The sequence below is a fragment of the Bacillus sp. MBGLi79 genome (assembly GCF_002953915.1).
On record NZ_CP026521.1, the window covers coordinates 2,135,166 to 2,142,897 of the forward strand.

At 43.7% G+C, this 7,732-nt stretch carries 7 protein-coding genes; all 7 read left to right on the top strand.

The features are described 5' to 3' along the window. Positions 1-66 precede the first annotated feature (66 nt). Genes C1T29_RS10890 through C1T29_RS10920 form a run of 7 tightly spaced genes read left to right on the top strand, consistent with a single transcriptional unit; the run spans position 67 to position 7,688 of the window. On the top strand, positions 67-1,041 hold the full coding sequence (locus C1T29_RS10890) for an acyltransferase domain-containing protein (protein WP_103748754.1): 975 nt from the start codon (positions 67-69) through the stop codon (positions 1,039-1,041). Continuing rightward, positions 1,038-3,341 (top strand): ACP S-malonyltransferase, encoded by a 2,304-nt coding sequence (fabD, locus tag C1T29_RS10895; protein ID WP_103748753.1) that lies wholly within the window; start codon positions 1,038-1,040, stop codon positions 3,339-3,341. The genes C1T29_RS10890 and fabD overlap by 4 nt, the downstream gene beginning before the upstream one ends. Positions 3,342-3,395: 54 nt before the next feature. Beyond that, positions 3,396-3,644 (top strand): acyl carrier protein, encoded by a 249-nt coding sequence (locus C1T29_RS10900; RefSeq protein WP_003231809.1) that lies wholly within the window; start codon positions 3,396-3,398, stop codon positions 3,642-3,644. After that, entirely contained in the window at positions 3,622-4,869 is a 1,248-nt protein-coding gene (pksF, locus tag C1T29_RS10905; RefSeq protein WP_103748752.1) for a polyketide biosynthesis malonyl-ACP decarboxylase PksF, read from the top strand. Before C1T29_RS10900 ends, pksF begins: the two co-directional genes overlap by 23 nt. Further along, positions 4,870-6,132, top strand: a complete 1,263-nt coding sequence (gene pksG / locus C1T29_RS10910) for a polyketide biosynthesis 3-hydroxy-3-methylglutaryl-ACP synthase PksG (RefSeq protein ID WP_014664042.1) — start codon at positions 4,870-4,872, stop codon at positions 6,130-6,132. After that, positions 6,120-6,899 carry an enoyl-CoA hydratase/isomerase gene (locus C1T29_RS10915; protein ID WP_103748751.1) on the top strand — a complete coding sequence of 260 codons (780 nt, stop codon included), beginning with the start codon at positions 6,120-6,122 and terminating at the stop codon, positions 6,897-6,899. The genes pksG and C1T29_RS10915 overlap by 13 nt, the downstream gene beginning before the upstream one ends. 39 nt (positions 6,900-6,938) lie before the next feature. After that, the gene (locus C1T29_RS10920) at positions 6,939-7,688 is read left to right on the top strand and encodes a polyketide synthase (RefSeq protein WP_095431334.1); all 750 of its coding nucleotides are present in this window, start codon (positions 6,939-6,941) and stop codon (positions 7,686-7,688) included. Positions 7,689-7,732: the final 44 nt, after the last annotated feature.

Consider the following 7,732-nt stretch of genomic DNA (forward strand, 5'->3'; position numbering starts at 1 on the left):
TACAGCATATATAGAACTGAAAAATCAAAATAGCCGTCATAAATATAAAAAAAGAAGGTTATACACATGAATGAACCGCTTGTTTTTATGTTTTCCGGACAAGGTTCCCAATACTATCACATGGGGAAAGAACTATTTAAGGAAAATGCCGTGTTTCGCCAATCGATGCTTGAAATGGATGCCATTGCAGCACGGCGAATCGGCACATCTATTGTTGAAGAAATCTACCATCCAGATAAACGGGTGTCAGATCCGTTTGATCGTATTCTTTTTTCCCATCCAGCTATTTTTATGGTTGAGTATTCCTTATATAAAGTTTTGGAAGACAGGGGAATTTATCCTGATTACGTATTGGGATCAAGCCTGGGAGAATTCGCATCAGCGGCAATTTCTGGTTTGTCAGACGCAGAGGATATACTGGATTGCATACTTGAACAGGCTATTGTCATCCAAAATTCCTGCGATAAAGGTAAAATGCTGGCCATTCTTGACAAACCGCAATTGCTGAAAGATTATCCGCAACTGTTTAGAAATAGTGAACTTATTTCTATCAATTATGATTCGCACTTCGTCATTTCTGGTGAAGAAAATCATATAAAGCAGATTATGGAGGCTTTAAAAGAGAAACAGATTCTTTGCCAGCTGCTTCCTGTATCCTATGCTTTTCATTCTTCGCTTATCGATCCGGCAGAGAGTGCCTATGAAGAATTTTTAAGATCAAAATCTTTTAAAAAACCGTTCATACCGATTGTATCGAGCTTAACGGGAAGCTGCCTTCACGTAATCGACAATCATTTCTTTTGGAATGCGGTCAGAAAACCAATGATGTTTCGTGAAGCGATTCGATATTTGGAAAGCAAGCATACATGCAAGTTTATCGATTTAGGGCCATCCGGCACCTTAGCTGCATTTGTGAAACAGCTGATTCCGGGTGATTCAGCTGGCCGCTGCTGCTCAATCATAACACCATTTCATCAGGAGCTGAAAAATCTGAATACGGTTGAGGGTTTCCGTACACCAGAAAGGAAGTTTACAAGATGATTACATATGTCTTTCCAGGGCAAGGCTCCCAGCAAAAGGGAATGGGACAAGGGTTATTTGAACAATATCAGCATTTGACTGATCAAGCAGATCAAATATTGGGCTATTCAATAGAGAAGCTATGTACAGAGAAATCCTATTTAGATGTAAACCATACTGAATACACGCAGCCTGCTTTATACGTTGTAAATGCACTCAGTTATTTGAAGCGAGTGGAGGAAACCGGCAGAAAACCTGATTTTGCGGCAGGACACAGTTTAGGAGAATACAATGCGTTGTTGGCTGCCGGTGCATTTGATTTTGAAACCGGATTAAGACTTGTCAAAAAAAGAGGAGAATTAATGGGACGAATTACAGGAGGCGGAATGGCAGCTGTGATCGGCCTGAATAAGGAACAAGTTACAGCCGTTTTAGAAGAGAACTGCCTTCATGACATTGATGTGGCAAATGAAAATACGCCTCGGCAAATTGTAATTTCCGGCCCGAAAAAAGAGATTGAAAAAGCTCGGGCTGTTTTTGAAAACACCAAGGATGTAAAGCTGTTTCATCCATTAAATGTGAGCGGAGCTTTTCATTCCAGATATATGAATCAAGCAAAACAGGTCTTTAAGCAATATATTGACTCATTCCAGTTTGCACCTTTGACGATCCCGGTTATCTCCAATGTCTATGCAGAGCCATACCATCAGGAACGGTTAAAAGATACATTATCTGAACAAATGGACAACACAGTGAAATGGACGGACAGCATTCGTTTCCTGATGGGAAGAGGAGAAATGGAGTTTGAAGAGATTGGGCCTGGTACTGTATTAACCGGTCTCATTCATCGGATTAAAAATGAAGCTGAACCATTGACATATATACCGAAAAAGAATCTCGCGATCAACGTGCATCTAAAGGAAAAACCCAATGTTCAAGCCGGAATTACGGCAGAATCTTTAGGAAGTGCTGAATTTAAACAGGATTATCATCTTACATACGCTTATCTTGCAGGAGGAATGTACCGCGGAATTGCTTCGAAAGAAATGGTAGTAAAGCTCTCAAGAGCGGGAATGATGGGGTTCTTTGGCACAGGCGGTCTGAGCCTGAATGAGGTTGAAGATGCGATCCGTGCTATACAAGGTGAATTAGGGAAAGGACAAGCCTACGGCATCAATCTGGTACACAATATGAAACATACTGAATCAGAGGAAAAAATGATCGATCTTTTATTGAGGAATCAAGTGAGCGTTGTGGAAGCTTCAGCATTTTTAAGTGTCACTCCTGCATTAGTAAGGTACCGCGCAAAAGGAGTGAAACGAACTGAAAATGGTGAGGTTATATGCTCAAATCGTCTCATAGCAAAAATATCACGTCCGGAAGTTGCAGAGTCATTTCTGAGCCCTGCGCCTGAGAATATGCTGCAAAAGCTTTTAGGAGAAAATAAAATCACCATGAATGAAGCTGAGTTGCTGCGGTGCATTCCGATGGCTGACGATATTTGTGTGGAAGCTGATTCAGGCGGACACACAGATGGCGGTGTGGCATACAGCCTGATGCCGGCGATGACATCTTTAAGAGATGACATGATGAAAAAATATCAATATCGGAAAAAAATAAGAGTTGGTGCAGCTGGAGGGATTGGAACACCTGAGGCAGCGATGGCGGCTTTTATGCTTGGGGCAGATTTTATTCTAACAGGTTCAATTAATCAATGTACGGTTGAGGCGGCAACAAGTGATAAAGTAAAGGATTTGCTTCAGCAGATGAATGTACAAGATACAGCCTATGCGCCTGCTGGCGATATGTTTGAATCGGGCAGTAAAGTGCAAGTGCTAAAAAAAGGCGTGTTCTTTCCCGCACGTGCAAACAAGTTATATGAACTGTACCAGCGGTATGGGTCTATACGTGAGCTGGATGCAAAGATGCTGGCCCAGCTTGAGGAGAAATACTTTAAACGCAGTATAGAAGACATATATAAGGAAATTACCTTACATTATCCCGTCGCAGACATTGAGAAGGCTGAACAAAACCCGAAGCATAAAATGGCTTTGATTTTCCGATGGTACTTCAGATACAGCTCAAAGTTGGCAATCAGCGGAAGCGAACATTCGAAGGTTGATTATCAAATTCACTGCGGTCCCGCGCTGGGAGCCTTTAATCAATGGGTCAAAGGATCGCAATTAGAAAATTGGCGAAACCGTCATGTCGATGAAATCGCGAAAAAATTAATGACAGAAACGGCAGTATTGCTTCATGAACGGATACAATCGATGTATCAGCCGTCGCATGAAACAGACAACATAAGGATAAAAGTTTGAATATTATGAAAATATACCTATATAAAAATCATCCATTGAAGGAGAGATCGTGTTATGGATAAACAGAGAATCTTTGAAGTGTTAATCACCAATATTTGCGAGGTGCTTCCTGAATTAGACGGACACAGATTTGAGCCTGAAGATCAGTTAGTTGAGCTAGGGGCTGACTCTGTAGACAGAGCTGAAATTATCACAATGGTGCTAGAAGATTTATCGTTAAAAATTCCTCGCATTGAGCTATCCGGAGTGAAAAACATCGGTGAATTAGCTGAGGTGCTTTATGACAAAGTGCAATCTGCCTGAGGTTGTAGTGACCGGTGTAGGCGTCACGGCCTCCATCGGTCAAGGGAAGGAGGATTTTGCTTCCTCGCTGCTGTCCGGCAGACATGCCTTTGATGTCATGAAGCGTTCAGGCAGACAAAAAGACAGCCGGTTTATCGGAGCTGAAATCGCATCATTGTCTTATCCCGACCGGCTTTCTAAAAAAATATTGCGGAAAGCTTCATTTTCCAGCCGCGCTGCATTGGTAACTCTCACGGAGGCTTGGGAGGAGGCTGAATTGGACGATACAGATTCCTCTCGTATCGGACTGGTAGTCGGCGGATCAAATTTCCAGCAGAGAGAAACCTTAGAGGTTTATGAAAGCTATCAAGACCGCTCTGGTTTTATTTCGCCGGCGTATGGCCTGTCTTTCATGGATAGCGATCTTTGCGGGATATGTACAGATCAGTTTGGCATCACAGGATTGGCATATACGGTAGGAGGAGCCTCGGCCAGCGGCCAGTTAGCAGTCATTCATGCGATTCAGCAAGTCCTGTCAGGCGAAGTTGATACTTGCATAGCACTTGGTGCTTTAATGGATCTTTCTTATATGGAATGTGAGGCGCTAAGGGCTTTAGGCGCTATGGGAACGGACAAATATGCTGATGAACCTGAAAAAGCGTGCCGGCCCTTCGATCAAAACAGAGACGGGTTTATTTATGGAGAATCGTGCGGTGCATTGGTAATAGAACGAAGGGAGACGGCTTTACAAAGAGGTGTTAAACCTTATGCAGCATTGCCTGGCTGGTCAATTAAACTGGACGGAAACCGGAACCCTGATCCTTCATTAGAAGGAGAGATTCATGTCATCCAGAAGGCGCTGGGGCGTGCCGGCCTTTCACCAGAAGATATTGATTATATTAATCCTCATGGTACAGGTTCTTTTATTGGAGATGAAACAGAATTAAAGGCGCTCCGTGCATGCGGGCTTTCCCATGCTTATATCAATGCAACAAAATCGATAACCGGACACGGGCTTAGTGCGGCGGGCATCGTAGAGATTATTTCTGTTTTGCTGCAAATGAAAAAATCTGCCCTGCATCCGAGCCGGAATTTGGATCATCCAATCGATGATTCCTTTCATTGGGTAAATGAGAAATCGATTTCATACCGCATCAAAAATGCGCTGAGCTTAAGCATGGGGTTTGGTGGAATGAACACTGCGGTTTGTATACAAAACATTGAGAAATGTGGAGGCGAATCATAAATGGTTTCAGCCGGAATAGAAGCGATGAATGTCTTTGGCGGAACGGCATACCTTGATGTCATGGAGCTGGCCAAATACAGACGCTTAGACACTGCCAGATTTGAAAACTTATTAATGAAAGAAAAAGCGGTAGCACTGCCTTATGAAGATCCCGTGACCTTCGGAGTCAATGCAGCTAAGCCGATAATTGATGCTTTATCTGAAGCAGAGAAGGACCGGATTGAATTATTAATCACTTGCTCTGAATCCGGGATTGACTTTGGAAAATCGTTAAGTACATATATCCACGAGCATTTAGGCCTCAACCGCAACTGCCGTTTGTTTGAGATTAAACAGGCATGTTATTCAGGAACGGCTGGATTTCAGATGGCGGTGAATTTTATATTATCCCAGACTTCCCCGGGGGCCAAAGCACTGGTTATCGCCAGTGATATTTCACGTTTTTTAATCGCAGAGGGTGGAGACGCATTAAGCGAAGATTGGTCTTATGCGGAACCAAGCGCCGGGGCGGGAGCGGTGGCCGTTTTAGTTGGCGAAAATCCCGAGGTGTTTCAAATAGATCCCGGAGCAAATGGGTATTACGGCTATGAAGTCATGGACACGTGCCGCCCCATTCCCGACAGTGAAGCGGGTGATTCTGATCTCTCTTTAATGTCATATCTGGATTGCTGCGAACAGACCTTTCTGGAATATCAAAAACGTGTACCGGGAGCCAATTATCAGGACACGTTTCAATATCTTGCTTACCATACGCCCTTTGGCGGGATGGTGAAAGGTGCGCACCGGACAATGATGCGTAAGGTGGCGAAGATGAAAACAGCTGGGATTGAGACGGATTTTTTAAATCGGGTAAAACCAGGTTTAAATTACTGTCAACGGGTTGGAAATATTATGGGGGCAGCCTTGTTTCTGGCATTGGCCAGCACGATCGACCAAGGGAGATTTGATTCGCCTAAACGAATTGGCTGTTTTTCCTACGGATCCGGCTGCTGTTCCGAGTTTTACAGCGGAATTACAACTCCGGAAGGCCAGAAGCGTCAGCGAACATTTGACATTGAGAAGCATTTGGATCGCCGATATCAGCTCTCTATGGAAGAGTATGAGCTGCTGTTTAAGGGGAGCGGGATGGTGCGGTTTGGGACGCGTAATGTAAAGCTAGACTTTGAGATGATACCGGGCATCATGAAGTCTACTCAAGAGAAGCCGCGCTTGTTTTTAGAAGAAATTTCTGAGTTTCATCGGAAGTACAGGTGGATCACGTGACCTATCAAACGATAAAGGTCCGCTTTCAAGCGTCGGTTTGCTATATTACCTTTCACCGCCCTGAAGCGAATAATACGATTAATGACACGCTGATAGAAGAATGCCTGCAAGTGTTAAACCAATGTGAAACATCATCAGTTACAGTTGTCGTTTTAGAGGGGCTTCCCGAGGTGTTTTGTTTCGGAGCGGATTTTCAAGATATCTATCAGGAAATGAAAAAGGGCAGAAAACAGGCAAGTTCTCAAGAGCTTCTCTATGATTTGTGGCTGAAATTACAGACCGGTCCTTACGTCACGATATCTCATGTCAGGGGAAAAGTGAATGCAGGCGGTCTTGGATTCGTTTCTGCCACTGATATTGCCATTGCTGATCAGACAGCGTCATTCAGTCTCTCTGAGCTGCTATTTGGCCTGTACCCTGCGTGTGTTTTACCGTTTTTGATCCGCCGTATCGGCTGGCAGAAAGCGCATTACATGACACTTATAACAAAGCCGATTTCCGTTCAGGAAGCCAGTGAATGGGGGTTAATAGATGCTTTTGATGCTCAAAGTAACGTGCTGCTGAGAAAGCATTTATTGCGTTTGCGGAGGCTGAATAAAAAAGGAATCGCACATTATAAACAGTTTATGAGCTCACTCGTTCATCAAGTCAGCCGTTCGAAAGCCACCGCTTTAACTGCAAATCAAGACATGTTTTCTGATCCCCAAAACCAAATGAGAATCATCAGGTATGTTGAAACAGGACAATTCCCATGGGAGGATCAGTAACCGTTTAAAAATGACAATCAGAACCGTTAGGAGGACATCATGACGCATTCCGTTGTGGAGCTTATTGAAATTGAACACGCCATTATTCAGGTAAAGATGCATGATCGTGCTCATAAAAACGCGTTTTCACAAGAACTTACAGACGGTTTAATTCAAGCGTTTGAATACATACGGCAGCACCCCAAATATAAAGCGGTCATTTTGACAGGATATGATAATTATTTTGCTTCAGGAGGAACGCAAGAAGGACTGCTTCGAATTCAGCAGGGGTTGACCAAGTTCACTGATGACAATCTTTATTCTCTGGCGCTGGATTGCGAAATTCCAGTTATTGCGGCAATGCAGGGCCATGGAATTGGAGGCGGTTTTGTCATGGGGCTCTTTGCTGATTTTGTCATTCTGAGCAGAGAAAGCGTGTATACGGCTAATTTTATGAAATACGGATTTACGCCTGGAATGGGCGCTACCTTTATCGTTCCTAAAAAACTGGGATTCAGCCTGGCCCAGGAAATATTATTGAATGCGGGAAGCTACCGCGGAGCTGAGCTTGAAAAAAGAGGGGTTCCCTTTAAAGTGCTGCCCCGTGCAGAAGTGTTAGATTATGCAGTGGAGCTGGCGCAAGAACTGGCGGAAAAACCGAGAAACTCATTGGTTACCCTGAAAGATCATCTGGTTGCTCCGCTTCGTGATCAGCTGCCGCGCGTCATTGAACAGGAATTGATGATGCATGAGAAAACATTTCATCATGAAGAAGTCAAAACAAGGATCAAAGGTTTATACGGGAATTAACTGAAAATCTATAAAAATTTCGCAGGTGAAATGGAGGCAGCGCG

Bases quoted from the DNA above. Each gene is read 5' to 3' on its own strand.
- C1T29_RS10920 (WP_095431334.1), top strand. From the start codon at position 6,939: ATGACGCATTCCGTTGTGGAGCTTATTGAAATTGAACACGCCATTATT.
- C1T29_RS10890 (WP_103748754.1), top strand. From the start codon at position 67: ATGAATGAACCGCTTGTTTTTATGTTTTCCGGACAAGGTTCCCAATAC.
- pksG (WP_014664042.1), top strand. From the start codon at position 4,870: ATGGTTTCAGCCGGAATAGAAGCGATGAATGTCTTTGGCGGAACGGCA.
- pksF (WP_103748752.1), top strand. From the start codon at position 3,622: ATGACAAAGTGCAATCTGCCTGAGGTTGTAGTGACCGGTGTAGGCGTC.
- C1T29_RS10900 (WP_003231809.1), top strand. From the start codon at position 3,396: ATGGATAAACAGAGAATCTTTGAAGTGTTAATCACCAATATTTGCGAG.
- fabD (WP_103748753.1), top strand. From the start codon at position 1,038: ATGATTACATATGTCTTTCCAGGGCAAGGCTCCCAGCAAAAGGGAATG.